Consider the following 25,990-nt stretch of genomic DNA (forward strand, 5'->3'; position numbering starts at 1 on the left):
CGAGTTCCTAGGTTATGCAGCGCCCGCTGAACCAGCCATGCGCAACTGTTGCGCCTTGAGTCGTTCGAGCAATACCAAATAGGAGGCAATCAGACGAACGACTGCAGGGCGCATGCCCGCCAGTTGTTCGCGAGTCAATTTGGCAAGCGGGTTTTCCAATCGGGTCTTGGCATCGGGTTGCGCATCAATGGCACGGCACACACGCTCAAATACGTGGCTGAGCGCAGCATCGACCTCTGCCTCGGACATGGCTGAATACAGCACCTGCGGCTTGGTATCAATCAAACTCAAGCGCTCCTGCCAACCCAACACAGACTTTGCCAGTGTCGGGTCCAGTCGCAACTGCCCTTCAAACGCGGTGCGTTCTGCGCCGCGCATTACACCGAGTACATAATCAGCGGCCAACCAGTTTTTGTCATCGTCCGTCATGGAAACCCCCTATGCCAGATATCCGGATTGCTCAGCATCCTGGCGGCGTGAATTGCCCGCAGCCAGCGTTGCCAAACCTTCGGACTGAAATTCGTCGTATACAGTTTTCAATTCGATCAAACCCCTACGCACCCATGTTTTAACGGTACCCAAAGGCACATTCAGGTGCTCAGAGATCTCTGCATGGCTCATGCCATGCGTGTAGGCCAAAGTGAGCACTTGCCTGTACTTGCCCTCAAGGCGTTGCACACACGCCTGCATCACTCGGCTGGTTTCTTTGTCATCCGTGCTGGTGGAGTGTGCTTCAAAAACCAATTCATTGGGTTTGTCGTCCTGATCAGAAAACTGGTCAAGAGAAATTGAATTCACGGTATGGCTTTGTTGCGCCAGCAGGTCCAGCGCCCTGTTCCTGACCACTTGGTGCAACCAGGTTTCTGGCGCAGACAGCTTGTTGTTGAACGTGTGCGCGTATCGCCAAAGGCGAATGTAGGCGTCCTGGAGTACATCTTGAGCTAGCCCAGGCTCCCGAACAATGCGCAACGCGACTGCAAACATCTTTCTAGACGTGAGTTGATACAGCTCCTCAAACGCCTTTCGATCGCGATTTGCAATTCGTTCAATTAAAGAAGCGAGTTCTTCTCTCAACCTGGCTGTCCCCGAGATGAAGTCATTTGTGTGTTTGATACGTCCTGATACTGTTAATTTACAGTCGGGCCGGACTTTGGATTCGTCAAAAAGGCCAAGTTTTACTGCTCAAACCACTGAATAGGGCCACCCAACTTGGGGGATGTAACTCTTAAGTATCCCCTAGCTAAGGGATACTAGCAAAAGTTCTGATTCCAGAACAGTACTTGCACTGTCTATTTGCTTACATAGTCTACCGAAATGCAATCCCCCCCAAACTAATTAACCCGACTGAAATTACCTACAGACGCTTGAATCCAAAATTTATTGCCCGAAGTACAAATCGAATGAGTGGCAACCAAAACAAATTCCAATAGCGGGGCGAACAATGACCTTAATACCGAGCTGGCCAAGCCAGCCACACATGGGTGGGACTATGAAGAATGACAAGGGCTTGGCAGGTCGACCACTAACGCCTCGGGAAACGGGCATACAAAGCACCACCCCAGGCAGAACAATCAGCCTTCAGCCGATGTTCGTAACCAATCGAACAACCCTGGAAGAAATTGACAATCACCTGGCCAACGCAGAAACGCGAATAGTCGTGATTACAATTGAAAAAGGCAACCGACACGGAGAGGCCGTAGTTAGCCACATCGGCGCAACCTATTCCGACGTTCGCGTGGTTCTCGTATGCGAAGGCAACGCTCAAGACATTTTGGCCATGGCGTTCAAACCAGGCGTATGGGCTTGCGTTGGCCGTCAATCATCCGTAGAAACCCTTCGCGAAGCGATTGACACGGTGGCTGCGGGCGCACGTTACGTGGCACCCGAACTGGTGAGTAACAAAACATCCTCACCATATGGATCTGGCGAGCAGCAAGGCCTGGGAAATCAAATCAATCCATTGGCAGACCAGGACGAAGGCGCACAACTGACTCGTCGTGAACGACAAGTGCTTACGTTGATCGCCCAAGGCCGTCCACGCCGCGAAATCGCGGAATTGCTGAAGGTTTCACCCCGCACCATCGACGCGTACCGCGCTCGTTTGCTGCAAAAGCTGAATCTGGATTCCAGCGTTCAACTGGTGAAATATGCAATTTCTGCAGGCATGGCCACTTAAGGTAATCTGCAACAGTTAAGACCAGAAACCCCGCTGAGCAGCGGGGTTTTTTGTTTGTGCGGCTAAAATACCGTATTAATGCAGATCCTTTAAATCACCCATGAATAAAAAAGCCCTGGTACTTTTCTCCGGCGGACAGGACAGCACGGTGTGCCTGGCCTGGGCACTGTCTAAATTTGCGCACGTAGAAACCATCGGCTTTGACTACGGACAGCGCCACAGGATCGAACTGGAATGCAGGCTTACCGTACTTGAGAGAATGCGCGAACAGTTTCCCGAGTGGTCCCACAAGCTGGGTGAAGACCGGGTGATTGACCTGAGCTGGCTAGGGCAAATTTCCGATTGCGCACTGACCGAAGAGCGCGAAATTGAGTTGAATGAAACCGGTTTACCCAACACGTTTGTGCCTGGACGTAATTTGGTGTTCTTTTTGATCTCCTCAGCCGTAGCCTACCGCAGGGGTTTGTCTACCTTGGTGGGTGGCATGTGCCAAACCGATTTTTCAGGCTATCCCGATTGTCGTGAAGACACGCTAAAAGCGCTACAAGTTGCCACCAATCTGGGTATGGCCAGCACCTTCCGGTTTGAAACACCGCTCATGTGGATTGATAAAACCGAGACTTTTCAACTTGGCGAACAGTTGGGTGGCAAGAAACTACTCGAAATCATCCTTCGCGACACACACACCTGCTACACAGGCGATCGAACCCATGAACACGACTGGGGTTTCGGCTGCGGAGAATGCCCAGCCTGCGACTTGCGCAAACGCGGGTGGAAAAACTACATTTCACAACAGAATCAATAGCTTGAAAGTAAAAAAGCAAACACACCGGAAACCCTTGACTGGCTTGGTTTTGCCCAATTTTTAAGCAGCAGAAAAATAAATGAAATTATTTTGCAAAAACGTTTGACACAAAAATTTTTCTTGCTATAATTTCGTTCTCTCAACGACGTCACGTTGTTGAAATGCGGGAATAGCTCAGTTGGTAGAGCGATACCTTGCCAAGGTATAGGTCGCGAGTTCGAGTCTCGTTTCCCGCTCCAAATTCCTAAGGGGAAGTGATACACTTCCCCTTTTCTTTGCCCGCCATATTTTGGTGGAACACCCTTGGCGGGGTGGCAGAGTGGTCATGCAGCGGACTGCAACTCCGTGTACGCCGGTTCGATTCCGACCCCCGCCTCCAAGTTTTCAAGCCATCAGCCCGGGTGGTGAAATTGGTAGACACAACGGACTTAAAATCCGTCGCTTACCGTAAAAGGGGCGTACCGGTTCGATTCCGGTCCCGGGCACCACAGGCAACACTCTTCACACATTCAATCGCGCGTACAATAGTGCATTGCGTCTAGAACAATCTCAAAGAACCACACCGTGACTCGCCGAATTCTTGTTACCTCTGCCTTGCCGTATGCAAACGGCGCCATTCACCTTGGCCATCTGGTTGAATACATTCAAACCGACATCTGGGTTCGCTTTCAAAAAATGCAAAGCAACGAGGTGTACTACGTGTGCGCCGATGACACACACGGCACGCCCGTCATGCTGCGTGCGCAGGCCGAGGGCATTAGCCCCGAGGAATTGATTGCCAGGGTCAGCACTGAACACCAGCGCGACTTCGCCAGCTTCCATGTGGGCTTCGACAATTACTATTCTACCAATGCGCCCGAGAACAAGGCCCATTGCGAAACCATCTACACACGCTTGCGCGATGCGGGGCTGATTCAAACCCGCTCTGTAGAACAGTTCTACGACCCAGTCAAAGAAATGTTTTTGCCCGACCGCTTCATCAAGGGCGAATGCCCAAAATGCGGCGCGAAAGACCAATACGGCGACTCCTGTGAAGTGTGCGGTGCCACCTACCAGCCCACGGAACTGAAAAACGCTTACTCCACAGTGTCGGGAGCGGCGCCCATTCGCAAAAGCTCCGACCACTATTTCTTCAAGCTGTCTGACCCGCGCTGCGAGAATTTTCTGCGTCAGTGGACTCAAACCCCAGGGCGATTGCAAGTAGAAGCCAGCCGCAAAATGCAGGAATGGCTGGGTGAAGAAGGCAGTGGCAAACTTGCAGACTGGGATATTTCACGCGATGCGCCCTACTTCGGCTTTGAGATTCCCGATGCACCGGGCAAATATTTCTATGTGTGGCTAGATGCGCCTGTCGGGTACTTTGCAAGCTTCCAGAATCTGTGCGAACGAATCGGCGTGGACTATCAGGAATTCCTGAAAGCCGACACCAAAACCGAGATGATTCACTTCATCGGCAAAGACATTCTTTACTTCCACGCCCTGTTCTGGCCGGCCATGCTTGAATTTGCAGGCCTGCGCACCCCAAGCAAAGTGAATGCGCACGGTTTCCTGACTGTCGATGGCGCAAAAATGAGCAAAAGCCGAGGTACGTTTATTACCGCGGAAAGCTTTATCAAGCAGGGTTTGAACCCGGAATGGCTGCGCTATTACTTTGCTGCCAAGCTGAATTCAACCATGGAAGACCTGGACCTGAGTTTTGCGGACTTCACCGCCCGCGTAAACAGCGACCTGGTGGGCAAGTACATCAACATTGCCAGTCGCAGCGCAGGCTTTCTGGTCAAAAACTTTGAAGGTCGTGTTCTGGATTCAGCCATGCAGCACCCACTGCTTGTGGACATTCGTGCGCAAGCGGCCGCAATCGCCACCCATTACGACGAGCGGGAATACGGCAAAGCCATTCGCGAGGTGATGGCATGCGCCGACAAGGTGAATGCCTATGTGGATCAGGAAAAGCCTTGGGAATTGGCCAAGAACGCTGACAAACAGACAGAACTGCAAACCGCCTGCTCCATTTGCCTTGAAGCATTTCGCCTGCTGACCCTGTATTTAAAACCTGTGTTACCCGTGTTGGCCGGCAATGCCGAGAACATATTGGGCGTGGCCCCGATGACTTGGGCCAGCGTGAACACACCGTTGAACAGCACAATACCTGTACAGGCCTTCAAACACTTGATGCAACGTGTGGATCAAAAGCAAATTGACGCCTTGATTGAGGCCAACAAACAATCGTTGGCACCCGCCGCACCTGCTGCACCCGCCCAAGCGAAAACTGAGACAAAGACCACCTCAGGCGAATTCATCAGTATTGATGATTTCACCAAAATCGATCTGCGAATTGGATTGGTCAAAGAATGCAAGGCAGTTGAAGGCTCTACCAAGCTATTACAACTCACCGTCGATTTGGGCGAGGAAAAGCCACGCAATATCTTTTCCGGTATTGCCGCGCACTACCAGCCCGAGCAACTCAACGGACAATACGTGGTCGTGGTCGCCAACCTGGCACCACGCAAAATGAAGTTTGGTGTATCTGAAGGCATGGTTTTGTGTGCCGCATCAGATGACGACAATGCATTAAGCACCCTGACGGCCCTGGGCAAGCTCACCCCGGGAATGAAAATCAGCTAAAAGGAAAACATGGCCGCACCCCAGTTTCTGAAAACGCTCAAGCCATTCAAGCCACGAATCGGGGACAGCTTGAGGGGATACAACTCCCAACGTTTTCTGAAAGACCTGGGTGCCGGCATCACCGTGGGTGTGGTTGCCCTGCCCTTGGCCATGGCCTTTGCAATCGCCAGCGGGCTTGAACCACAAACAGGCCTGTTCACCGCAATCGTGGCAGGTTTCATCGTCTCGGCGTTTGGTGGTTCCAGCGTTCAAATCGGCGGCCCGGCGGGCGCCTTCATTGTGGTGGTGCTTGGCATCGTCAATCAATATGGCGTGGCCAATTTGATTGCCTGCACACTCATGGCTGGCGCGCTGCTGTTTCTCATGGGCTTAACCGGACTCGGAAGCCTTGTTCGACTAATTCCAGTCAGCATTGTGATTGGCTTCACCAACGGCATTGCCGTGCTTATCGCGCTGTCACAAATCAAAGACTTTTTTGGTTTGAACATTGATGTGACACAAGGCAATTTTTTTGAAAAAAACTGGGCACTGTTACAAGCCATACCTGGCCTGAACTGGTCGGCATTCATCCTGGCCAGTTCAAGCCTCGTATTTCTGTTTATGTGGCCCAAATTGTTTGCAATGCTTGGCAAAGGTCGCACACAGGGCACATTTCCCAAAATTCTTCAAAGTGTTCCTGGCTCAGTCATACTCTTGGTAGCGGGCACACTGATTTCATTCAGTCTTGGACTCGATATAGAAACCATCGGCAGCAAGTTTGGAGAAATCCCCCGGAGTCTTCCCACATTGGCCCTGCCCTCCATTGAACTGGCCAGCATTCAAACGTTAATTGGTCCCACATTGACCATTGCATTTTTGTGCGCCATCGAATCCCTGCTGTGCGCCCGCGTGGCCGATGGCATTACTCACGAAAAGCACGACCCCAACCAGGAATTAATGGCCCAGGGTCTGGCCAACATTGCCTCACCCTTGTTTGGCGGCATGCCCGCCACCGGCACCATTGCACGTACAGTCACCAATATCCGCTCGGGCGGTAACTCACCGGTCGCAGGCATTGTTCACGCATTCACCTTGCTGCTGATCATGTTGATTGCCGCCCCGCTTGCATTTCACATTCCGCTGGCCGTGCTGTCGGCCGTACTCATGTTCGTGGCTTACAACATGGGCGAATGGCGAGAATTCCCAAAGCTGAAGCAATACACCACCGTATACAAAGTGATCATGCTGGCCACCTTCTTGCTCACGGTGATTGTCGATCTGACCGTTGCGGTTCAGGTTGGACTTGTTTTGGCTGGCGTGTTCTTTATTTATCGAGTGTCTACACTGACCGAGTTCATCCCGGTTTACCTGAAAGACGAAGACCGGGCCAAAGGAATCACCGCTTATAAAATCTATGGTTCCCTGTTCTTCGCTGTGGTTGGGAAAATTGAAAACCTGATACTGCACACGGGCAAATCCACCAAGACCCTGATTCTGGACCTTCACCAGACCATTTCAATTGACACCACCGCCCTTGAATGCCTGGAAGAACTGAATGCCGAGTTGCAGCGTGCCGGGCATACCCTGATATTTTGTGGCCTGAACAGCCAGGCTTTGTCCCTATTCAAACGCAGCGGTTTTATGGCCCAATTGCAGGCCGGGCAAGTTCAAGACGACTTTTCTGCTGCCATGGCACATGCGCATGCAATTTCTTTCGAGGATCAGGCTGGCGCCTGATAAAATAAGAAAATCCTTTTAAACCATTTATTTGGCACACCAGCATGCAATACGAATCTGAAGCGACCCAATTTTTAAGCCAGCTTAAAAATGAACGCCCCCACCTGGAAAACGAACAGCAAAAAGGCCGGGCCCTGCTTTGGGACAAACAACTGGATCGCAAGCTTCAAGAAGGCTTCAAAGAAGCCAAAGTGGCTCAGAAACCCTACGTGTATCAAAGCAAATAAAGTGCAGCCACTTTGAGCAGCGAACTCGCCGACATCAGCGTACTGAACCCCAACGACAGCACACCGGACACGGTAGACGGTGTTGGACTTGCTCGCTTGTATGGTGCTCCGCTGTTCAACATGCCGAAGGACTTGTACATTCCGCCCGATGCGCTGGAGGTATTCCTCGAGGCATTTGAAGGCCCACTGGACTTGTTGCTGTACCTGATTCGCAAACAGAACTTCAATATTCTCGACATTCCCATGGCGGAACTGACCCGCCAGTACCTTACATACGTTGAAGAAATTCGCACGCGTAACCTGGAACTGGCTGCAGAGTATTTACTGATGGCTGCCATGCTGATTGAAATCAAATCGCGCATGCTATTGCCAGTCATACCCAAGGATGGTGAAGAAGAAGCCGAAGATCCGCGTGCCGAACTGGCCCGCCGCCTGATTGAATATGAACAAATGAAACTGGCGGCCCAAGACCTCGACAAAGTGCCGCTGGTTGGCCGAGATTTCTGGATTGCGCACGCCTTTCATGACCCCAACACGGTTGAGCGCTTTCCCGATGTAAACCCTGACGAATTGCGCGACGCCTGGCAAGCCATATTGCGCAGGGCCTCGCTGGTGAAAGCCCACACCATTTCACGTGAAGAATTGTCGGTGCGTGAGCACATGACCATGATTCTGCGTCGCCTTCAAACTCAAAAATTCGTTGAGTTCTTTGACATGTTTGATATCGAACGCGGCGTGCCCGTGGTGGTGGTCAACTTCATTGCGATGCTTGAATTGACCCGCGAGGGCTTGGTGAAGGTAACCCAAGCTGAGCCGTTTGCGCCCATCTATGTGCGGCTTGGCTATGAGGCCACGGGTGGCAGTGGGGCAGACAGCATCATTCCAGCCTAAAGCGCACACTTATTCGCAGCGCTTACTCAGTAGCATGCACAGCCAGATTACTGCGCGCGATGTTAGATTTGAGTGCTACACCGCCTTGCCGGCTTTGCAAGGCTTCCCGGCGGATTCACAGCGAGGGGCGGTTCCGCCAGGAATCGATGCGAAGACGCCAAAGCGTTTCGCATGCCCCGAGCAAGAAGCATCAAGCCGGATAAAGAAGCATTGCTTAGGCAAGGTGATGTGGCACTCGAAACTAGCGAGCAGCCACGCACTAACTGCAATGCTGCCAGTTAGCCAAAGAAGTCCTTCACCTTGTCCATCCAGCCCTTCGCCCGCGGTGAATGCTTGTCTCCATCAGCGGTGCAAGACTGCTCAAACTCCTTGAGCAATTCTTTCTGACGTTCAGACAAACGCACCGGGGTTTCCACCACAATGTGGCAGAACAAATCGCCTGGATATGAAGAACGCACACCCTTGATGCCCTTGCCACGCAAACGGAATGTTTTTCCGGTCTGTGTTCCTTCAGGAATATCAAATGACGCCTTGCCACCCAGGGTGGGCACTTCAATGGTGCCGCCCAGCGCAGCAGCGGCAAATGAAACCGGCATTTCGCAATGCAAGTCGTCACCATCACGCTGAAAAACAGCATGTTCTTTCAGGTGTACTTCCACATACAAATCACCCGCTGGGCCACCGTTCACACCAGGCTCACCCTTGCCGCTCAAACGGATTCGCATGCCATCGTCGATACCGGCAGGTACTTTCACTTCCAGTGTTTTGTTGGTTTTCTTGCGACCCAAACCTTCACAATCGTGACAGGGGTGCGGAATCATTTTGCCCGTGCCGTGGCACTTCGGGCAGGTTTGCTGAACACTGAAAAAGCCTTGCGTCATGCGCACCGCACCCGACCCACCGCAGGTGGAACAGGTTTCAGGCTTGGTACCGGGCTTTGCACCACTGCCGGAACAGGTACCGCAGTTGTCCCACACCGGCACACGAATTTGCGTATCGAAACCCTTGGCTGCCTGCTCCAGCGTAATTTCCATGTTGTACTTCAGGTCTGAACCGCGGTACATCTGCGACTGGCGAGAGCCGCCTCCACCAGCACGGCCACCAAAAATATCACCAAAAATATCGCCAAAAGCGTCTGAGAAATCCGAGAAACCTCCAGCACCAGCGCCACCCATGTTGGGGTCAACACCCGCATGGCCGTGGCGATCGTAAGCCGCACGCTTCTTGGAATCAGTCAACATTTCATAGGCTTCTTTGGCTTCTTTGAATTTGGCCTCAGCATCCTTGCTATCGGGGTTGCGGTCAGGGTGATACTTCATGGCCATTTTCCGATAGGCTTTTTTCAGCTCATCGTCTGTGGCATTTTTTTGTACACCCAAAATCTCGTAGAAGTCCCGTTTTGCCATGTCAGTCTCAATTCATGCAGCGGTTTGTTAAACACTGCTTTTATTCGTACAAAAAGGGCTTCACTGAAAAACTGCAAAATTTGCAGCCAGCCAGTGTGCCCTTGGTTTCAAGCGAGGCCCCGCAAGGCGCCCCGCAACCCACATTACTTGTCTTTCACTTCCTTGAAGTCAGCATCCACTACATCGTCTGCATCATCTTTCTTGGAAGAAGACTGCTGCTCAGCATCACCTGGGTTGGCACCGGCAGCGGCACCTTCTGCAGCTTGCTGGGCTTGCATGTCGGCGTACATTTTCTCACCCAGTTTCTGGGCTGATTCGGCCAACTCTTTGGTACGGGCATCAATGGCGTCTTTGTCTTCGCCCTTGGCTGCCTCTTCCAAAGCCTTGCATGCAGCTTCAATTTTTTCCTTCTCGCCCGCTTCCAGCTTGTCGCCATACTCACCCAGGCTCTTGCGGGTGCTGTGCACCAGCGCATCGGCCTGGTTCTTGGCTTCAGCCAGTTCACGGCGCTTGGCATCGTCGGCCGCATTGGCTTCGGCATCTTTCACCATTTTCTGGATTTCGTCCTCAGACAAACCCGAGTTGGCCTTGATCACAATCTTGTTTTCTTTGCCAGTGCCTTTGTCTTTTGCAGACACGTGCAAAATGCCGTTTGCATCAATGTCGAAGGTCACTTCAATTTGTGGCACGCCACGCGGTGCGGGTGGAATGCCTTCCAGGTTGAATTCACCCAGGCTCTTGTTGTCGTTCGCCATTTGGCGCTCACCCTGAAACACCTTGATGGTGACTGCAGGCTGATTGTCATCGGCAGTTGAAAACACTTGGCTGAACTTGGTCGGGATGGTCGTGTTTTTCTCGATCATCTTGGTCATCACACCGCCCATGGTTTCAATACCCAGAGACAACGGTGACACGTCAAGCAGCAATACATCTTTGCGATCGCCACTCAACACAGAACCTTGAATGGCGGCACCAGCAGCCACGGCTTCATCGGGGTTCACATCCTTGCGGGGGTCTTTACCGAAGAAGTTTTTCACGGCTTCTTGAACTTTGGGCATGCGGGTCATACCGCCAACCAAAATAATGTCATCGATTTGTGAAGTAGATAAACCGGCATCTTTCAAGGCCATTTTCATGGGCTCAACAGTGCGGGTAATCAGGTCTTCAACCAGCGCTTCCAGCTTGGAGCGGCTCAACTTGGTGGTCAGGTGCACAGGGGCGCCATTGGCCATCGCAATATAGGGCTCGTTGATCTCGGTTTGCTGTGAAGAAGAAAGCTCGATCTTCGCGCGCTCGGCCGCAGCCTTGATGCGCTGCAAAGCGATTGGGTCTTTGGACAAATCAACGCCGTTGTTCTTTTTGAACTCGTCGATGATGTGGTCAATAATGCGTTGGTCGAAGTCTTCACCGCCCAGGAATGTGTCACCGTTGGTCGACAACACTTCAAATTGCTTTTCACCATCGATGTCAGCAATTTCGATAATGGACACGTCGAATGTACCGCCGCCCAAGTCATACACGGCAATCTTGCGATCGCCCTTCTCTGCCTTGTCCATACCGAAAGCCAAGGCTGCAGCAGTGGGCTCGTTGATAATGCGCTTCACATCCAGGCCAGCAATACGGCCCGCGTCTTTGGTAGCTTGGCGCTGGCTGTCATTGAAGTAAGCAGGCACGGTAATTACCGCCTCGGTGACTTCTTCACCCAGGTAGTCTTCCGCAGTTTTCTTCATTTTGCGTAGCACTTCGGCAGACACTTGTGGGGGTGCCAGTTTTTGGTCGCGTACACCAACCCATGCATCGCCATTGTCGGCTTTCATGATGGTGAAAGGCATCATGTCAATGTCTTTCTGTACTTCAGCATCTTGAAACTTGCGGCCAATCAAACGCTTGACTGCATACAGGGTGTTCTTGGGGTTGGTCACAGCTTGACGCTTAGCAGGCGCACCCACCAAAATTTCGCCGTCTTCCATGTAAGCAATAATGGAAGGGGTTGTACGCGCACCTTCCGAGTTTTCGATGACTTTGTAGCCACCGCCTTCAAATACTGCTACGCAAGAATTGGTGGTACCCAAGTCAATGCCAATAATCTTTCCCATGAATTTCTCCGTGATTTCTAAATTCAGTAATGTTCTGTTAAGCCTGATATGGGGCTAAAGCCCTTCAGTTCAAGGGGTTTTTCAACCCACTTTGTAAAATTTATTGCGCAACTTATTGTGCAACTGAGACCAAGGCCGGGCGCAGCACGCGGTCATTAATCAAATAGCCCTTTTGCAACACCGCAACCACATGGTTAGGCTCCACGGCCGGCTCAACTGAACTGCCCGGAACCATGGCCACTGCCTGGTGCTGATTGGGGTTGAATTTTTCGCCGATTGGGTTCAACGCCACGATTTTGCCGCGCTCAAAAGCAGCCTCGAGTTGGCGCAAAGTTGCGGCCACGCCATCTTTCAGCGCTTCGGGGGTTTGATTTTCAACAGCCAAGGCCATTTCGAGACTGTCGCGAACTGGCACCAATGATTCTGCAAACGACTCGATAGCGTACTTGTGCGCTTTGGCGACGTCTTCTTGCGTGCGGCGACGAAGGTTTTCCATGTCAGCGGCCAAGCGAAGGTAAACCTCTTTGGACTTCTCAACTTCAAGGTGCGCATTCTCCAAAGCAGCCTTCAAAACTGATATTTCGTCTTGTGGCGCTTCTTGTTGTACCACCTGCTCGGTTTCATTTTGGGTCTGCGCGCCGTGCTGCTGACCTTCTGGGGCCTGGGCAGACGCTTGCTCGTCTGTGGTCGGCTTTCCAGTGGGCTCTGACATGTCTTTTCCTCCATTAAAATTCAAAAGAGGCGACAAGTCTTTACCTGTCACCCCTACTCTGTTCGACAAATGGGGACTTGAACGCGAATTTCAAGCCCCCAAGCAGCAATATTTACCATTTTCCCAATAGGGATTATTGAGCACCCATCTCCAAAGCCAGTTTGCGGCTCTCGGCAAGCTCCTGCGCCATGGATTCTTCGTAACCCATGTCCACGGGCCAGCCTTGCATGTGTTGCGCAGTGATTTCCGACAACATGGCTGCAGACAGATCACTGTCGTTCAGGCAGGTGATGTAATGAAACTCGCCACCACCAGCATGCTGAAAGTCTTCGCGGCCTTCCTGGTTAATTTCCTCAAGTGTTTCAAGGCAATCGGCCATGAAGCCGGGGCACATTACATCGATTCGCTTGGTACCGGCCTGCCCCAAGGCTTGCAAAGTTTTGTCGGTGTAGGGCTCAAGCCACTTGGCTTTGCCAAACCGGCTTTGAAAGGTAACCCGGTAATTGCCTTTTTCCAGCCCCAATTCCTCACCGAGCAACCGTGCGGTTTTATAACATTCGCAGTGATAGGGGTCGCCTTTCAGCAAAGTCATTTCTGGCACACCATGAAAGCTGAACAGCAACACATCGCCCTGATCAAAATTGGGTTTGCCATTGGCTAGCCAGTGTTTGCGCACGCTTTCAGCAAGGGCATGAATATAAGCGGGGTGGTCATGGTAGTGCTTTACCAATCGCAATTCGGGGATATTGCGCACGGGCCTGGCCCAATCGAATACGGCGTCGAATACCGAAGCTGTGGTGGCCGCCGCATACTGAGGATACAAAGGAAACACCAGCACCCGGTCGTAGCCGTCTTTGCGAAGCTGATCCATTCGGCTTGCCACAGAGGGATTGCCATAACGCATGGCCAAATCAACCCGAACGTCCCAGCGTCGAGCCTTGAATGCCTCGCTCAGAACTTTCACTTGGCGCTTGCCGATCGCCAGCAGTGGCGAACCTTCATCGGTCCACACGGTGGCGTATTTGGCCGCTGATTTCTTGGGGCGAAGCTGCAAAATAATGCAGTTCAAAATAATCCACCAGATCAACCTGGGAATCTCAACCACGCGCGGGTCTGATAAAAACTCTTTTAAGTAGCGACGCAGGGACGGCGTGTCTGCGTTGTCCGGGGTGCCTAGGTTGACGAGTAAAACCGCGGTTTTCTGGGGCGTGCCGTGACGAAATGGGGCTTCGGTGCGCATGGGTACTACCTATTGAACATCAAGCCTGAAAGTATACCCAAAGCTGGCTGTCGGGGTGGCTCGCCCTACTCTGGATCCGACAAAGCCGATGACACCAGCTTCGATGTGATGTCCACAATCGGAATCAATCGTTCGTAGGCCATGCGTGTCGGGCCGATCACCCCCAAGGTGCCCACCACCTCACCATTGACATGGTAAGGCGCTGAAATCACACTCATTTCCTCCATCGGCACCAGGCTTGAATCGCCACCGATGAAAATTTGCACTCCCTCGGCGCGATTTGAACTTTCAAGTAGACGCAGCAAGGCTGTTCGCTGTTCAAACACACCGAACATCTTTTTCAGCCTTTCCATGTTGGTCGATAAATCTGACACGTCCAACAACTTGCGTTCGCCAGAAAGCAAGACCCCGTCAGACTGACTTTCCTCAGCTTCCGTGCCTGCATTCACCGCAGCCTGCATCAACTTGCTGATGTCCTGGCTAATTTGATGCAACTCTTCCGACAACCTTTGTTTGGCCTGCTGGAAACTCAAACCCGCGAAATGCTGGTTGAAAAAGTTCGCAGCCATGGTCAATTCGCTTTGGGTGTAAGGCTTTTCAACAATCAGGATACGGTTTTGCACATCCCCATCGGGCGTCACGATAATTAGCAACACCTTTCGATCAGACAAACTCAAAAATTCAACATGACGAAACAGTGCCGCTTTTCTCGGTGCGGTAATAACCCCGGCAAACGACGAAAGGCTGGACAGCAAATTCACCGCCTTGTTCAGAACGCGGTTGGGGTCCTCACGCTGGATACCACCACTCAAAGCGGTTTGAACATCGATCGCCAAGGGTTTTACCGTGAGTAAAGAATCCACAAACATACGGTAACCCTGCGGCGTGGGCATTCGGCCTGCCGAAGTGTGTGGCGAGACCACCAGGCGCAATTCCTCGAGATCCGCCATCACATTGCGAATAGTTGCAGGACTCAAATCCAGTGTGGAGTACTTGGACAAAGCCCTTGAACCCACCGGGATGCCCTCTGTGATGTACCTTTCAACCAATGTTTTCAATATGGAACGGGCGCGTTCGTCTATCATCAATGTCACTTCAAATGCGTGTTGCGATACGATTGGGTCTCAGGCTTCACTTTACGACAAAAACAGGGAATCAAGAATGCCGAAACAGAAAGGGATGTGCATTGCTGTGTTTGCCAAACATGGCGCCTCCCCAAAACAGGCCATTTGGCGAAGCGTTGTTGACTTGCTGGCCGCCAATGCATTCCACGTACTGGTTTGCGATTCCATGTTAAGTGGAAGTTCGTCAAAAAACTCGAAGCCTGAATATGATCAAGCCAATTTCGAATTTGCGAATTTGTCCCTGATCAAGAAAAAAGCAAAAATTGCAGTCATTATTGGCGGTGACGGCACTTTTTTGGGCACGGCCCGAGAACTGGCCGATTCCAATATTCCCTTGATTGGAATTAATCAAGGACGCCTGGGTTTTCTCACTGACATTCGCCTGGACGATATCGACCCCACATTGATTGACACCATCAACGGGCAGTCTGTGTCAGAAAACCGCGCCTACCTTGAGGGTCAAATTTTAAGGCAAGGCAAAGTCGTTGAGAATCACATTGCCCTGAACGACATTGTGATCAGCCGTGGCATTGTGGGCGGCATGGTTGAGCTGCGTGTAGAGGTAGACGGCACGTTTATGTACGACTTGCGCGCAGACGGACTGATTATCTCGACGCCAACAGGCTCAACTGCGTATGCACTTTCAGCCGATGGCCCCATACTTCACCCTAGCCTCGCTGGCCTGCTGATTGTGCCGGTGGCTCCGCATGCGCTGACCAATCGCCCCATTGCCCTGCCCCAACACAGCACCATTGACATCATTGTGACGGGCGGCAAGCAAACCGGCGTGCACTTTGACATGCAGTTCAACGGTCGAGCAAAAGTAGGTGACCAAATTCGGATTAAGGTGTCACCACACCCCATCCGGCTTTTGCACCCGGCACGCTATGATTATTTTGCAATGTTGAGGCAAAAACTGCACTGGAGTGCAAGCCCCACAGAAGCCCCCCACAAAACTCGAGGACTTAGAGACAGCGGCCATGCTAAGTAGTTTGACCATTCAGGATTTCGTTATCGTCGACAAACTCGACTTGCACTTTGAACCAGGCATGTCTGTGCTGTCTGGTGAAACCGGCGCTGGCAAATCAATTTTGATTGATGCCCTGTCGCTTTGCCTGGGCGCGCGTGCTGATGCATCACAGGTTCGCGAAGGTTGTGAACGCGCCAATATCACTGCGGTGTTCGAGATTAACCCCGCCGCCAAAGCCATTCTCGATGAGCAATCGATTGACTGCAGCGAGGGCGAAATGCACTTGCGACGTGCCATTGAATCGAATGGCCGATCCAAGGCTTATATCAATGGCACACCCGTGCCTGCCAGCACACTGAAAGAGTTGTCCGAAACCTTGATCGACATTCATGGTCAACATGCTTTTCAAACGCTGGCTAAGCCGGGTGAGCAACTTCGCCTGCTCGATGACTTCGGTCAGCACAGCGCCTTGGTTCAAGCCACCGCGCAAACTTATTCTGTGTTGAAAAATGCGGAAAAGGCGCTGAAGCAAGCTCAGAGTAGTCAAGAAGACAGGGCCGCACGCATCGAAAACCTGCAATGGAAACTAGACTCGTTAAGCAAAGTAGCCCCAAAAGCAGGTGAATGGGAAGTTCTAAGCAACGATTTTGACCGTTTAAGCCATGGCGCAGAATTGATCGAGGGCACCCAACATGCAAGTGACGTGCTGTCACAAAATGAAAATGCCCTGCTCGACCAACTTACCCACATAATCGAAAAACTAAGCCACTTAAGTACCCGCGACCCGGCTCTTGAGGGCGTAGTGAAAACGCTTTCGGAAGGCGAAATACTGGTTCGAGAGGCCAGCTACGATTTGGGCCACTACTTGAAACACAGCGATCTTGATCCAGACACCTTGGCCGAAGTCGAAGCACGCATGTCGCTTTGGCATGAAACGGCAAGGAAACTACGCATTCAACCGGAAACACTGCACACTGAAATGGAAAGTGTTCAAGCAGAGATCAAAGGACTCGAAGAAGGTTTCGATCTTGAAAAGCTTCAGAAAGAACTCAATGCAGCCCGCCAAGCCTATGAAAAACTAGCCAACGAATTAAGTAAAGCACGCAAAAATGCAGCGCAGACCCTGTCCACACGGGTTACAGAATCGATGCAAACACTGAGTATGCAAGGGGGTGTTTTTGTGGTGGATGTCGCCAAGGGCGAACCCTCCCCCAAGGGCAGTGACCAAATCGAGTTCCGCGTGGCCGGGCACCCTGGCGTGACACCCCAAGCCATCCAAAAAGTCGCATCGGGTGGTGAACTGGCGCGAATCAGCCTGGCGATCACCGTCAACACTGTTGAAAGTACCCCCGTTCCTACTTTGATTTTTGATGAAGTGGACAGCGGCATTGGTGGTGCGGTGGCTGAAACCGTGGGGCGCTACCTGCGCCTTTTGGCCAAAAACAAACAGGTGCTGTGTGTTACACATTTGCCCCAGGTGGCCGCACAAGGCCACAATCACTTCCAGGTCAGCAAAGACATTTCAGCGCAAACAACACGCTCGAAAATTGTGCAACTGGAAGCCAAGGCACGGGTAGAGGAAATTGCAAGAATGCTGGGTGGGCAGATAATCACCGAGGCCACGCGCACTGCTGCGCATGAAATGATCGCCTCGGCCAACAATTGATTTAATTTGGAAAAACCTTACTTGCGTCGGTTCTCGCAGTCTTTTTTGGTGCAGGAGCCGTACAGGGAAAGTGCGTGGTCATGTAACTCGAACCCACGGTCCTTGGCAATCATATTTTGGCGACGCTCGATTTCTTCGTCAAAAAACTCAACCACCTTGCCGCATTGCACGCACACCAAATGGTCATGGTGAGCACCTTCATTGAGCTCAAACACCGACTTGCCAGTCTCAAAATGTTGGCGAGCCAGTAAACCGGCCTGTTCAAACTGCGTTAGAACACGGTAAACAGTGGCCAAGCCAATGTCCAGGTCTTCTTGTAGCAATAGCTTGTAAACGTCTTCAGCGCTCAGGTGGCGATGTTGCCCGCTCTGGAACAATTCCAGAATTTTCATCCGCGGCAGCGTTGCCTTTAAACCAATGCTTTTTAGATCCGTTGCTGTAGTCATGAGTTTGGTACCATTCTGAGGCTTAATCGAGTTCAAGTAGCTTATGATAACGCCTTTGCAGGACATGTTAGCGCACCGAATAAGGTACTCTGTTCCCACTTCACATGCGAATTCACAAAACAATGCGTATTTTACGACTGAATTTGATTCTTTGCTCGACCTTGGCCCTAGGGGTTTCCGCGTGTTCATTCATTCCGGACAACTACGTGCCCTCTTTTGTCAAACCCTACAAGTTTGATATTCAACAAGGCAACTTCGTTACCCAACAAGACGTTGCAAAGCTGCAAGTGGGAATGACCAAAGAGCAGGTACGCTTTATTCTCGGCACGCCTTTGTTAAATGACGCGTTTCATTCGAATCGATGGGACTATATTTACCGATTGTTGCGCGCCGACGGGCAGTCCACTCAATCCCGCTACACCGTGATTTTCGAGAACGAGCGCGTGGCACGCCACGGCGGTGAAAATCTGCCCGCAAGTCCAACTGACCTGTTGGGGCCCGACGCCAATACCAAAGTACCAACAGAACCCTTGCCCTCTGAAAAACCAGCCGAGGACATTAAAGATTCGGAATCCGCAGTGGGTGGCACAGACCGCGCACCCGTACTTAAATAAAAAGCCATGACCAAGCCAATTCAAATTGCAATTGCCGGCGCCAGCGGGCGCATGGGCAAAACACTGATCGAAGCCATTCTGAACCACCCCGGCTGCGAGCTCGCCGGCGCATTTGACCAGGCTGGCTCACCCGGCATTGGTCGTGATGCCGGTGACTTTATGGGTATTTCATCAGGCGTACTGGTGACCGACAATCCTGACACCGCTTTGTCGAATGCCGAGATCTTGATTGATTTCACACGCCCGGAAGGCACGCTTGAACACTTGGCACTTTGTGAAAAACACAATGTGAAAGCGGTCATCGGCACCACCGGGTTTGAACCCAAACAGCTGGAAGCACTTAAAAAGGCTGCAGAAAAAGTGGCCATGGTGTGGTCGCCCAACATGGCGGTTGGGGTAAACGCGACATTCAAACTTCTTGAAGTGGCTGCAAAAATATTGGCTCAAGGTTACGACATTGAGGTGATAGAAGCCCACCACAGCAAAAAAGTCGATGCGCCTTCCGGCACGGCACTGCGCATGGGTGAAGTTGTTGCCAAAGGCTTGGGCGTGGACCTGCAAGACGTGGGTGTGTTTGCCCGCGAAGGCATTACCGGTGAGCGCAAGGCTGGCACCATAGGCTTTTCGACGATCCGTGGTGGTGACATTGTGGGCGATCACACTGTGTTGTTTGCCGGCATTGGTGAACGCATTGAAATTACCCACAAGTCATCAAGCCGCATGACCTATGCACAAGGCTCAATTCGTGCAGCCCAGTTTTTGATTGGGCATGAGAAAGGATTGTTTGACATGCAAGACGTGTTGGGCTTGAAAACTTTGTTTTAACCTAAAGCGAAACTGTAGTAGATTGCTGTAAGCAACTGTATAGTCAAGTTAAAATACCAATAACAGCAACCCTCGGGACTTATTACCCGAAGACGGAGCCAGCCAATGACGCAATCACTGCTTGCGAAACTCGACGAACTTCAAGTCAAAGTATCCAGCCTGGCCAAAGCTCTCGAGCAAAGCCGGCATGAAGAAAAATCGGGCAAGGACCAAATTGAAGCCCTGCGCCGGGAAAATGAACAGCTCCAAAAGAAAGTGAATCACGCACAGGGTCAAATCAACCAAATGCTGAACCAATGGTTCCCTGAACTTGAATTGAATTCGGAGGAATAATTGGAAGCACTTGACGTCAAGATCATGGGCAGGGAATTTCGCATTGCCTGCAAACCCGAAGAGCGAGCTGCCTTGCAGCAAGCCGTAAATATTGTAGAAACCAAAATGTCGAGCATTCGCAACACCGGCAAGGTGGTGGGACTCGATAAAATCGCAGTCATGGCCGCTTTACAGATCGCGCATGAATCGCTCGTAGGAAGTAATCCTTCTAACCCGGTTTTAGGACTGGACATTGAGACGATTGAGCGTAAAATCGAGGCTATCGAGCAAGTGGTCGACGGCAGTTTGAACAGCACAAACCCAAACAAGCCGAAGAACGTTGATTTGTTCGAGTAGAGAATTTTGCTTTATCTCTGCCGTGTCTGTATTGGCCAGCATTCCGTGAACCAATATTTGTGATCCCGGTTGCGGATTTTTCAGGGTCGGTGTGATTCCCTCTTAGTCAGGGAAACCTAAAGACCCTAATACTGCGACCCACTTGAACCTTAGGTTCAGGGATCGGGCCAGTATGGCATCGGCAGAGACCCCACACCGGGGCGATTGAACCCACGTTCAATCGCCTCTTTTTTTATTCATTTCAGCTTAACAAAGTATTCCAATCACCATGTTCGATCCGGTTTTTATAGTTTCACTGCTTGTATTAGGGGTAGTCAGCGGCGTGCTGGCTGGCTTGCTGGGCATTGGTGGCGGCATGCTGCTGGTACCTTTCCTCACCTTCCTCATGGTTAGCCAAGGTGTACCCGTAGACCATGTGGTGCACTCCTCAATCGCCACATCGCTGGCCATTATCATGTTCACCAGCATTTCCAGCATGCGCGCGCACCACAAGGCAGGTGCGGTACGGTGGGACATCGTGAAATTCCTCACACCAGGTATTCTGGTTGGCGGATTCGTAGGTTCCAAGGTGGTGTCATATTTGCCCACCAAAGAACTGGCCCTGGTGTTTGGTGCGTTTGTCATTTTTTCCGCTTATCAAATGTACGCGGACAAGAAACCCAAACCCACACGCACTTTACCGGGCAAGCCCGGGCTGGCTGCTGTTGGTGGCGTTATTGGTGCGGCATCGGCCATCGTGGGTGCAGGTGGCGGTTTCTTGTCAGTGCCATTCATGGTGTGGAGCAACATCAACCTGCGCAATGCGGTTGCCACCTCTGCGGCATTGGGCTTTCCCATCGCAGTATTTTCAAGTATTGCCTATGTAATCAATGGTCAACATTTGCAAGACATGCCCGCCGGTTCGTTGGGGTATGTGTATTTGCCCGCGGTGGCCTGCGTAGCTGCCATGAGTGTGCTGTTTGCACCCTATGGTGCAAAACTGACACACACGCTGCCGGTTAAAAAGATCAAACGCATTTTCGCCTTGCTACTGGCCTTTATTGCCTTGTCCATGATTTACAAAGCCGTTACCGGCTTTTAAGCAGCCCCGCTCTTACTTGCTTCGCTTACTGCCCTTGCCCACCTTGGCTTGGGCAGCTTCAAGTGCAGTCATGGTCTCAAGCCCTGTCGGTTTGTTTCTTGACCAGGCCAACAAGGCAAAACCGCTCAAAATCATGGGTACACACAACCACTGCCCCATCGACAAGCCCAAGGACAAAATACCCAAAAAGCGGTCTGGCTCCCGGGCGTATTCAACAACAAAGCGGGCGGCGCCATAACCGATCAAGAACCAGGCCGATACAGCCGCACGCGGACGTGGCTTGCTTGCAAACCACCACAGCCCGATGAACAGGGCAATGCCCTCCAGGCTCATTTGGTACAACTGCGAAGGGTGACGTGCAATGGCGTCGCCGGCTTGGGGAAACACCACACCCCACCAACCGTCTGTAGGGCGACCCCACAACTCACCATTAATAAAGTTGCCCAAGCGGCCAAGGGCCAAGCCAATGGGTACGGCCGGCGCAACGAAATCCATGACATCGAAAAACTTCCAGCCTTTGTAGGTGCCATACAAAAAGCAAACCAGCAACACGCCTAGAAAGCCACCGTGAAACGACATGCCGCCTTCCCAAATTGCGAGAATTTCGCCTGGGTTGGCCATGTAATAGTCGGGCTTGTAGAAAAATACATAGCCCAACCGGCCACCCAAAATAACCCCCAACACTGCCCAGGTCAGCATATTGTCTACATCAGCCATTTTGATGGCTGGAAACAGGTGTAACCGTCGCTTGGCCAGCATGATGAAGGCCACAAAGGCCAATAAATACATCAAACCGTACCAGCGAATGGCCACAGGGCCGATCGAGAGCGCAATGGGATCGAATTCAGGATGTACAAACATGGAATGCCCGGAATGTAAAAAACCGTTCAATTGTACTGCCCTAGGGACTACCCTTTGATGAATGAGCACCTTCCTGTACCCAGCGGAGCATCATAAAATGGTAAATTCTCGTTTTGAATCCAAATCCACCTGCGAGCTTTTGCAATGAGCATCAATCGACGTTCCAAGAACATCACCCAGGGCGTGGCCCGTTCGCCCAACCGCGCCATGTACTTCGCCATGGGTTACAAAGACGAAGACTTCAACAACCCCATGATTGGCATTGCCAACGGCCACTCCACCATTACACCTTGTAATAGCGGATTGCAGCCCCTGGCCGATGCCGCGGTGAAAGCCGTCAAGGAAGCTGGTGGCAATCCACAAATTTTCGGTACCCCCACCATTTCCGATGGCATGAGCATGGGCACCGAAGGCATGAAGTACTCCCTGGTAAGCCGTGAAGTCATTGCCGACTGCATTGAAACCGCAGTACAGGGACAATGGATGGACGGCGTGCTGGTAATCGGTGGCTGCGACAAAAACATGCCCGGCGGCATGATCGGCATGGCCCGCATGAACGTGCCTGGCATTTATGTGTACGGCGGCACCATCAAGCCCGGGCGCTACAAGGGTAAGGATTTGACCATCGTGTCGGCTTTCGAGGCTGTGGGTGAGTTCACTGCAGGCCGCATGAGCGAAGAAGACTTCAAGGGCATTGAGAAAAACGCCTGCCCAAGTTCGGGTTCTTGTGGTGGCATGTACACCGCCAACACCATGAGCTCGGCATTCGAGGCGCTGGGTATGAGCCTGCCCTATTCCAGCACCATGTCCAATATTGATGCTGAAAAGGTGACTTCCACCACCGAATCCGCCCGGGTGCTGATCGAGGCTGTGCGCAACGACTTGAAGCCCCGCGACATTATCACCAAAAAATCGATCGAAAACGCCGTGGCTGTTTTGATGGCAACCGGCGGTTCCACCAACGCGGTACTGCACTTTTTGGCAATTGCCAAAGCCGCCGATGTGGCATGGAGTTACGAAGACTTCGAACGTGTTCGCCTGCGTACGCCTGTAATTTGTAACCTGAAGCCGTCTGGCCAATATGTGGCCACTGACCTGCACGATGCAGGCGGCATTCCACAGGTTATGAAAGTTCTGCTGGACGCTGGCCTGCTCCATGGCGATTGCATCACCATTACCGGCAAAACCATTGCGGAAACACTGGCTGACATTCCTTCAGTGCCACGCGCCGATCAAAACGTAATCATGCCGATTGAAAAAGCCCTGTACAAGCAAGGCCACCTGGCCATTCTGAAGGGCAACCTGGCGCCTGAAGGCGCCGTGGCGAAAATCACTGGTTTGAAAAACCCTGTAATTACTGGTCCAGCCAAAGTGTTCGACGACGAACAAAGCGCGATGGACGCAATTCTGGGTGACAAAATCAAAGACGGCGATGTGATTATTCTTCGCTATCTGGGCCCCAAAGGCGGTCCTGGCATGCCTGAAATGCTGGCACCCACCTCAGCCATTATCGGCAAGGGTTTGGGCGAAACAGTGGGCTTGATCACCGACGGTCGTTTTTCAGGCGGCACATGGGGCATGGTGGTGGGTCACGTTGCACCCGAAGCCTATGTGGGCGGCCCAATTGCACTGATCCATGAAGGTGACTCCATTACCATGGATGCGCACCAAAAGCTGCTACAAATCAATGTAAGCGATGAAGAATTGGCGAAGCGCCGCGAAAGCTGGGTGAAGCCGAAGCCACGCTACACAACCGGTGTACTGGCAAAATTTGCAGCCTTGGCCAGCAGTGCCAGCAAGGGCGCTGTAACCGATGGCGACCTGGATTTGTAAAACACTGCTGTGCTTTATCTAAACGGAAAACCCCGGCGCTGGCGTCGGGGTTTTTTGTTTTGAAAATGCCTTATTCTTGCCTCCAACTGGCGCATCCTGAATTGTTGTCGACGAACATCCAAACCAAGCCAAGGCTCAAAAAACTCAAACCAACAAATTGCCATGAGAAAAGGCACCGCAATAGAAAACCATTCCCAATTGCTAACAGGATGTACACCGCCAAGTTTCATTGTGAGCAAAAGGATGCCCAGAAGGATAAAAACCATGCTGTTTCACATGACAAACAACCGTGTTGTCTGCCAAAATGACGCCCGAGACGTTATTAATGTGATAACTGTAACAAAGTGAGGAGTTCAGTATGATCAAGCAAATGGGTGTCTTGGCAATTGCAGCCACCATGGTTGCTCTACCGTTGTCTGCCAGCGCCGATGAAGCATTGGCCAAGAGCAAAGCCTGCTTGGCCTGCCACCAAGTTCAGAAAAAAGTAGTTGGCCCAGCGTTTAAAGACGTGGCTGCCAAGTACAAAGGTCAAGCAGGTGCAGAAGCAATGCTGGCCGGTAAAATTAAAAATGGTACCAAGGGTGCCTGGGGTCCAGTTCCCATGCCCGCTCAAAACGTAACTGAAGAAGAAGCCAAGAAATTGGCGGCCTGGGTACTGACTCTGTAAGAAGTTCTCCGGTGTATCTTAAAAAAGCCAAGGTGTTGCGCCTTGGCTTTTTTTATTTGGCGTGCACGAATCAGTTCACCACTTTCACAGGAAACTTGCCTTGAGGACCATACGAATTCAAGGTGACCGCAGCGTTCAGCACATCGCCCACTTCGTCAAAGGCAATGGTACCAATTACACCGTCGTAACGTATGTCTTTCAGCTTCGGTAAATATTTTTTCGGATCTGCTGACTTTGCATTTTTCATGGCCATGCCCATGGTCATTACTGCATCGTAGACAAACGGCGCATACACCTGAATGTCAGTCTTGAATTGGGCCTTGAATCGCTTTTCAAATGCAGGGCCACCCGGCATTTTGCTCAAGGCCATACCGCCCTCGGCGCACAATACATTGGAGCCCACGTTGTCTCCGCCCAAACGCATCAATTCAGCCGTGCAAATACCGTCGCCACCAATTAACTTGGCCTTGATGGACAGTTGCTTCATTTGGCGCAGCATGGGCCCTGCCTGCGCATCCATACCACCATAAAAGATCACGTCAGGATTCACGCGTTTGACCGAAGTAAGAATGGCTGCAAAGTCAGTGGCCCTGTCATTGGTGTAATGCCGCTCAAGTACTTTGATGCCTTTGGCCTCCAGTTGCTTGGTGAAAATATCAGCCAAAGGTTGCCCGTAACCCGTGCGGTCATCGATCACCACCACGCGCTTTGCCTTCATCTCGTCAACCGCGTATTTCGCCAAGGCAACCCCCAATACGCCATCGTGCGCAATTACCCTGAATACAGACTCAAAACCCTGTTTTGTGATTTTTGGCGTGGTCGCAGAAGGAGTAATTTGCGGAATGCCGCAATCGTAGTAAATACGGGAAGCCGGAATTGTAGTGCCACTGTTTAAATGCCCGACAATTCCATTGACCTTCATGTCGCACAATTTTTGCGCCACAATTGCACCGGTTTTCGGGTCGGCGGCATCATCTTCTGCAATCAGCTGAAATTTGGCAGTACCGCCATCCAACTGAATTTTCATTTTGTTCAAATCGTCAATTGCCAACCTTGCGCCCGATTCGTTGTCTTTGCCATAGTGCGCCTGTGGACCGGAAAGCGGTGCAATGTGCCCAATTTTGACCAACACTTCCTTGGCGCTGGCCATACCACCTGTAAACGTCAGTAACAAGGGTGCAAGCAACACGGCATGTTTCAAATGCCGGGAACGGGAAAGGTTCATGACCACCTCCAACTTATTTTTATGATTGATTTATGCAATGTAGCATCTAAACCGGTAATTGGTTTGCCTGTCAATTAACTGACTTCTTTCTGAAAAATTTCGCAGTACTTTCGCG

At 51.6% G+C, this 25,990-nt stretch carries 26 protein-coding genes, 3 tRNA genes and 1 other RNA gene; 19 read left to right on the forward strand and 11 right to left on the reverse strand.

From position 1 onward, the window contains the following. Positions 1–12: 12 nt before the first annotated feature. Both FRIGORI9N_RS04615 and FRIGORI9N_RS04620 read right to left on the reverse strand, forming a co-directional pair. Complete coding sequence (locus FRIGORI9N_RS04615; RefSeq protein WP_159568686.1) at positions 13–429, reverse strand: hypothetical protein; 417 nt, start codon at positions 427–429, stop codon at positions 13–15. Between the two features lie 9 nt (positions 430–438). After that, positions 439–1,074 carry an RNA polymerase sigma factor gene (locus FRIGORI9N_RS04620; protein WP_256366099.1) on the reverse strand — a complete coding sequence of 212 codons (636 nt, stop codon included), beginning with the start codon at positions 1,072–1,074 and terminating at the stop codon, positions 439–441. Between the two features lie 415 nt (positions 1,075–1,489). On the opposite strand from FRIGORI9N_RS04620, the gene FRIGORI9N_RS04625 reads away from it, so the two are divergent. The 9 genes from FRIGORI9N_RS04625 (at position 1,490) to FRIGORI9N_RS04665 (ending at position 8,440) form a co-directional block, all read left to right on the forward strand. Beyond that, positions 1,490–2,176 (forward strand): response regulator transcription factor, encoded by a 687-nt coding sequence (locus tag FRIGORI9N_RS04625; RefSeq protein WP_159568688.1) that lies wholly within the window; start codon positions 1,490–1,492, stop codon positions 2,174–2,176. A 100-nt stretch (positions 2,177–2,276) separates the two neighbouring features. Next, positions 2,277–2,981 carry a 7-cyano-7-deazaguanine synthase QueC gene (gene queC / locus FRIGORI9N_RS04630; RefSeq protein WP_159568689.1) on the forward strand — a complete coding sequence of 235 codons (705 nt, stop codon included), beginning with the start codon at positions 2,277–2,279 and terminating at the stop codon, positions 2,979–2,981. A 163-nt stretch (positions 2,982–3,144) separates the two neighbouring features. Further along, a tRNA-Gly gene (locus tag FRIGORI9N_RS04635) sits at positions 3,145–3,220 on the forward strand. Between the two features lie 66 nt (positions 3,221–3,286). Beyond that, a tRNA-Cys gene (locus FRIGORI9N_RS04640) sits at positions 3,287–3,360 on the forward strand. Between the two features lie 16 nt (positions 3,361–3,376). After that, positions 3,377–3,469, forward strand: a tRNA-Leu gene (locus tag FRIGORI9N_RS04645). Positions 3,470–3,545: 76 nt separating this feature from the next. Next, positions 3,546–5,606 (forward strand): methionine--tRNA ligase, encoded by a 2,061-nt coding sequence (gene metG, locus FRIGORI9N_RS04650; RefSeq protein WP_159568690.1) that lies wholly within the window; start codon positions 3,546–3,548, stop codon positions 5,604–5,606. A gap of 9 nt (positions 5,607–5,615) precedes the next feature. Further along, positions 5,616–7,322, forward strand: coding sequence for a SulP family inorganic anion transporter (locus FRIGORI9N_RS04655; RefSeq protein ID WP_159568691.1), 1,707 nt, complete (start codon positions 5,616–5,618; stop codon positions 7,320–7,322). Positions 7,323–7,366: 44 nt separating this feature from the next. Continuing rightward, positions 7,367–7,549, forward strand: a complete 183-nt coding sequence (locus FRIGORI9N_RS04660) for a DUF3460 family protein (RefSeq protein WP_159568692.1) — start codon at positions 7,367–7,369, stop codon at positions 7,547–7,549. Between the two features lie 12 nt (positions 7,550–7,561). Continuing rightward, the gene (locus FRIGORI9N_RS04665; protein WP_159568693.1) at positions 7,562–8,440 is read left to right on the forward strand and encodes a ScpA family protein; all 879 of its coding nucleotides are present in this window, start codon (positions 7,562–7,564) and stop codon (positions 8,438–8,440) included. A gap of 278 nt (positions 8,441–8,718) precedes the next feature. Here FRIGORI9N_RS04665 and dnaJ read toward each other — a convergent pair whose 3' ends face one another. From dnaJ to hrcA, 5 genes are all read right to left on the reverse strand, one after another. After that, a complete protein-coding gene (gene dnaJ, locus FRIGORI9N_RS04670) occupies positions 8,719–9,846 on the reverse strand; it encodes a molecular chaperone DnaJ (RefSeq protein ID WP_159568694.1) in 1,128 nt (375 codons plus the stop codon). Between the two features lie 143 nt (positions 9,847–9,989). Continuing rightward, the gene (gene dnaK, locus FRIGORI9N_RS04675) at positions 9,990–11,942 is read right to left on the reverse strand and encodes a molecular chaperone DnaK (protein ID WP_159568695.1); all 1,953 of its coding nucleotides are present in this window, start codon (positions 11,940–11,942) and stop codon (positions 9,990–9,992) included. Positions 11,943–12,054: 112 nt separating this feature from the next. Continuing rightward, positions 12,055–12,654, reverse strand: a complete 600-nt coding sequence (gene grpE, locus FRIGORI9N_RS04680; protein WP_159568696.1) for a nucleotide exchange factor GrpE — start codon at positions 12,652–12,654, stop codon at positions 12,055–12,057. Between the two features lie 133 nt (positions 12,655–12,787). Beyond that, positions 12,788–13,894, reverse strand: a complete 1,107-nt coding sequence (gene hemH / locus FRIGORI9N_RS04685; RefSeq protein ID WP_159568697.1) for a ferrochelatase — start codon at positions 13,892–13,894, stop codon at positions 12,788–12,790. Positions 13,895–13,959: 65 nt separating this feature from the next. Further along, complete coding sequence (gene hrcA, locus FRIGORI9N_RS04690; RefSeq protein WP_159569636.1) at positions 13,960–14,976, reverse strand: heat-inducible transcriptional repressor HrcA; 1,017 nt, start codon at positions 14,974–14,976, stop codon at positions 13,960–13,962. A gap of 79 nt (positions 14,977–15,055) precedes the next feature. On the opposite strand from hrcA, the gene FRIGORI9N_RS04695 reads away from it, so the two are divergent. Further along, complete coding sequence (locus FRIGORI9N_RS04695) at positions 15,056–16,009, forward strand: NAD(+)/NADH kinase (protein WP_159568698.1); 954 nt, start codon at positions 15,056–15,058, stop codon at positions 16,007–16,009. After that, a complete protein-coding gene (recN, locus tag FRIGORI9N_RS04700) occupies positions 15,999–17,654 on the forward strand; it encodes a DNA repair protein RecN (RefSeq protein ID WP_159568699.1) in 1,656 nt (551 codons plus the stop codon). The genes FRIGORI9N_RS04695 and recN overlap by 11 nt, the downstream gene beginning before the upstream one ends. A gap of 17 nt (positions 17,655–17,671) precedes the next feature. Here the strand turns inward: recN and fur are convergent, their stop codons facing one another. Next, positions 17,672–18,100 carry a ferric iron uptake transcriptional regulator gene (gene fur, locus FRIGORI9N_RS04705; RefSeq protein WP_159568700.1) on the reverse strand — a complete coding sequence of 143 codons (429 nt, stop codon included), beginning with the start codon at positions 18,098–18,100 and terminating at the stop codon, positions 17,672–17,674. A gap of 206 nt (positions 18,101–18,306) precedes the next feature. Between fur and FRIGORI9N_RS04710 the strand changes: the two genes are divergently transcribed. The 6 genes from FRIGORI9N_RS04710 to FRIGORI9N_RS04735 all read left to right on the forward strand — a co-directional run bounded on the left by FRIGORI9N_RS04710 (position 18,307) and on the right by FRIGORI9N_RS04735 (position 21,289). After that, the gene (locus FRIGORI9N_RS04710; protein ID WP_201301407.1) at positions 18,307–18,714 is read left to right on the forward strand and encodes an outer membrane protein assembly factor BamE; all 408 of its coding nucleotides are present in this window, start codon (positions 18,307–18,309) and stop codon (positions 18,712–18,714) included. Between the two features lie 18 nt (positions 18,715–18,732). After that, complete coding sequence (gene dapB / locus FRIGORI9N_RS04715; protein ID WP_159569638.1) at positions 18,733–19,539, forward strand: 4-hydroxy-tetrahydrodipicolinate reductase; 807 nt, start codon at positions 18,733–18,735, stop codon at positions 19,537–19,539. Positions 19,540–19,644: 105 nt separating this feature from the next. Further along, complete coding sequence (locus FRIGORI9N_RS04720; protein WP_159568702.1) at positions 19,645–19,872, forward strand: hypothetical protein; 228 nt, start codon at positions 19,645–19,647, stop codon at positions 19,870–19,872. Then, a complete protein-coding gene (locus tag FRIGORI9N_RS04725; RefSeq protein ID WP_159568703.1) occupies positions 19,873–20,208 on the forward strand; it encodes a cell division protein ZapA in 336 nt (111 codons plus the stop codon). An 11-nt stretch (positions 20,209–20,219) separates the two neighbouring features. Further along, positions 20,220–20,400, forward strand: a non-coding RNA gene (gene ssrS / locus FRIGORI9N_RS04730) — 6S RNA. Positions 20,401–20,476: 76 nt separating this feature from the next. Continuing rightward, positions 20,477–21,289 (forward strand): sulfite exporter TauE/SafE family protein, encoded by an 813-nt coding sequence (locus FRIGORI9N_RS04735; protein WP_159568704.1) that lies wholly within the window; start codon positions 20,477–20,479, stop codon positions 21,287–21,289. A 12-nt stretch (positions 21,290–21,301) separates the two neighbouring features. Here the strand turns inward: FRIGORI9N_RS04735 and lgt are convergent, their stop codons facing one another. Next, the gene (gene lgt / locus FRIGORI9N_RS04740) at positions 21,302–22,150 is read right to left on the reverse strand and encodes a prolipoprotein diacylglyceryl transferase (protein WP_159569640.1); all 849 of its coding nucleotides are present in this window, start codon (positions 22,148–22,150) and stop codon (positions 21,302–21,304) included. A 144-nt stretch (positions 22,151–22,294) separates the two neighbouring features. Between lgt and ilvD the strand changes: the two genes are divergently transcribed. Continuing rightward, a complete protein-coding gene (gene ilvD, locus FRIGORI9N_RS04745) occupies positions 22,295–23,983 on the forward strand; it encodes a dihydroxy-acid dehydratase (protein WP_159568705.1) in 1,689 nt (562 codons plus the stop codon). A gap of 14 nt (positions 23,984–23,997) precedes the next feature. Here ilvD and FRIGORI9N_RS15565 read toward each other — a convergent pair whose 3' ends face one another. Continuing rightward, the gene (locus FRIGORI9N_RS15565) at positions 23,998–24,249 is read right to left on the reverse strand and encodes a TIGR04438 family Trp-rich protein (protein WP_159568706.1); all 252 of its coding nucleotides are present in this window, start codon (positions 24,247–24,249) and stop codon (positions 23,998–24,000) included. A 92-nt stretch (positions 24,250–24,341) separates the two neighbouring features. Between FRIGORI9N_RS15565 and FRIGORI9N_RS04755 the strand changes: the two genes are divergently transcribed. After that, the gene (locus tag FRIGORI9N_RS04755; protein ID WP_159568707.1) at positions 24,342–24,650 is read left to right on the forward strand and encodes a c-type cytochrome; all 309 of its coding nucleotides are present in this window, start codon (positions 24,342–24,344) and stop codon (positions 24,648–24,650) included. Positions 24,651–24,720: 70 nt separating this feature from the next. On the opposite strand, the gene FRIGORI9N_RS04760 is transcribed toward FRIGORI9N_RS04755, so the two are convergent. After that, positions 24,721–25,800 carry a branched-chain amino acid ABC transporter substrate-binding protein gene (locus FRIGORI9N_RS04760; protein WP_159569643.1) on the reverse strand — a complete coding sequence of 360 codons (1,080 nt, stop codon included), beginning with the start codon at positions 25,798–25,800 and terminating at the stop codon, positions 24,721–24,723. Positions 25,801–25,990 lie beyond the last annotated feature (190 nt).

This window comes from Limnobacter sp. 130 (genome assembly GCF_902506325.1).
Classification (GTDB): domain Bacteria; phylum Pseudomonadota; class Gammaproteobacteria; order Burkholderiales; family Burkholderiaceae_B; genus Limnobacter.

Bases quoted from the DNA above. Each gene is read 5' to 3' on its own strand.
- FRIGORI9N_RS15565 (WP_159568706.1), bottom strand. From the start codon at position 24,249: ATGGTTTTTATCCTTCTGGGCATCCTTTTGCTCACAATGAAACTTGGC.
- FRIGORI9N_RS04625 (WP_159568688.1), top strand. From the start codon at position 1,490: ATGAAGAATGACAAGGGCTTGGCAGGTCGACCACTAACGCCTCGGGAA.
- FRIGORI9N_RS04695 (WP_159568698.1), top strand. From the start codon at position 15,056: ATGCCGAAACAGAAAGGGATGTGCATTGCTGTGTTTGCCAAACATGGC.
- FRIGORI9N_RS04755 (WP_159568707.1), top strand. From the start codon at position 24,342: ATGATCAAGCAAATGGGTGTCTTGGCAATTGCAGCCACCATGGTTGCT.
- dnaJ (WP_159568694.1), bottom strand. From the start codon at position 9,846: ATGGCAAAACGGGACTTCTACGAGATTTTGGGTGTACAAAAAAATGCC.
- lgt (WP_159569640.1), bottom strand. From the start codon at position 22,150: ATGTTTGTACATCCTGAATTCGATCCCATTGCGCTCTCGATCGGCCCT.
- ilvD (WP_159568705.1), top strand. From the start codon at position 22,295: ATGAGCATCAATCGACGTTCCAAGAACATCACCCAGGGCGTGGCCCGT.
- FRIGORI9N_RS04655 (WP_159568691.1), top strand. From the start codon at position 5,616: ATGGCCGCACCCCAGTTTCTGAAAACGCTCAAGCCATTCAAGCCACGA.
- hemH (WP_159568697.1), bottom strand. From the start codon at position 13,894: ATGCGCACCGAAGCCCCATTTCGTCACGGCACGCCCCAGAAAACCGCG.
- FRIGORI9N_RS04760 (WP_159569643.1), bottom strand. From the start codon at position 25,800: ATGGCCAGCGCCAAGGAAGTGTTGGTCAAAATTGGGCACATTGCACCG.
- grpE (WP_159568696.1), bottom strand. From the start codon at position 12,654: ATGTCAGAGCCCACTGGAAAGCCGACCACAGACGAGCAAGCGTCTGCC.
- FRIGORI9N_RS04720 (WP_159568702.1), top strand. From the start codon at position 19,645: ATGACGCAATCACTGCTTGCGAAACTCGACGAACTTCAAGTCAAAGTA.
- recN (WP_159568699.1), top strand. From the start codon at position 15,999: ATGCTAAGTAGTTTGACCATTCAGGATTTCGTTATCGTCGACAAACTC.
- dnaK (WP_159568695.1), bottom strand. From the start codon at position 11,942: ATGGGAAAGATTATTGGCATTGACTTGGGTACCACCAATTCTTGCGTA.
- FRIGORI9N_RS04660 (WP_159568692.1), top strand. From the start codon at position 7,367: ATGCAATACGAATCTGAAGCGACCCAATTTTTAAGCCAGCTTAAAAAT.
- queC (WP_159568689.1), top strand. From the start codon at position 2,277: ATGAATAAAAAAGCCCTGGTACTTTTCTCCGGCGGACAGGACAGCACG.
- FRIGORI9N_RS04615 (WP_159568686.1), bottom strand. From the start codon at position 429: ATGACGGACGATGACAAAAACTGGTTGGCCGCTGATTATGTACTCGGT.
- fur (WP_159568700.1), bottom strand. From the start codon at position 18,100: ATGACTACAGCAACGGATCTAAAAAGCATTGGTTTAAAGGCAACGCTG.
- FRIGORI9N_RS04735 (WP_159568704.1), top strand. From the start codon at position 20,477: ATGTTCGATCCGGTTTTTATAGTTTCACTGCTTGTATTAGGGGTAGTC.